The organism is Pseudovibrio sp. W74 (assembly GCF_001623085.1).
In the GTDB taxonomy this organism is placed as follows: Bacteria; Pseudomonadota; Alphaproteobacteria; order Rhizobiales; family Stappiaceae; genus Pseudovibrio.
Genome location: NZ_LMCJ01000026.1, coordinates 1 through 833, shown reverse-complemented (window position 1 = coordinate 833; position 833 = coordinate 1). Strand labels below are relative to the sequence as shown.

The following is an 833-nucleotide window of genomic DNA, read 5'->3' as shown; positions in this document are numbered from 1 at the left end:
ATAAGTTGGCCATTTGAGACTGCCCAGCTGAGGTTAAGAGCAGCATCTCCATTGGTGATTGTGATGCCTGAGGTATCACCAAATGCGAATGTGGTGAGTTCATCAGAGCCTGCTGTGAAGGTGAGGGTGCTGGAGATGTCTGTCTCGGCTGTGCTGGTTGGATCAGAGCCTGTGATGTTGCCCGCTGCCAGATCATTTTGATCCTGCGTTGTATCAATAGCTGCCTCGTTGACCGTGAGGATCAGATCTACCGCTTCACCGGGCAAGTTGTCTGGTGGTGTCGGTGAGGCTCCGTCGGTGATGGTGATGGTCTGTGTGTCAGTTGTTGTATCTCCATCAGTATCCGTTGCGGTGATGGTGAAGGCTTGCTCCTGCGGGCCATCGTTGTCGAGATTGGTCGTAGCTTCAAAGGAGTAGGTACCATCCGGATTGACGGTGAGCGTCCCTTTGGGCAGCGTGAACGTGGCAGGTGTGTTGGTGGAAAGGGAGATGGTCTGGTTGGCTTCTCCGGGTACTGAGACAGTGATCTGTGTGATGCCATCAGCACCGGGGCTAAGCGACCACGTTCCGTTTAAGGTGTTGCCTTCTGCGACTGAGGTTGGTGTGTCTGCGATGACCAGTTGTGGCGTGTCGTCAATGATGTTGACCTGAATGTCGGCAGTGACTGTGTCTCCGTCATGATCTGAAGCGTTTATGGTGATGCCGTTGATCTTGATGGGATTTCCGCTGGTATCATGTGGGAAGGCATCTGTCAGTGTGGCTGTGATCTGTACGGAGCCTTGCTGACCTGCTGGGATGGCTGAAGCATCCAGTGCCAGAATGATTGCAGGCGT

The 833-nt window shown here is 53.7% G+C and carries 1 pseudogene; it reads right to left on the bottom strand.

Annotation, left to right across the window (positions count from 1 at the left end):
* Nucleotides 1-833, bottom strand: a pseudogene (locus PsW74_RS18715) (type I secretion protein); the annotation flags it as partial.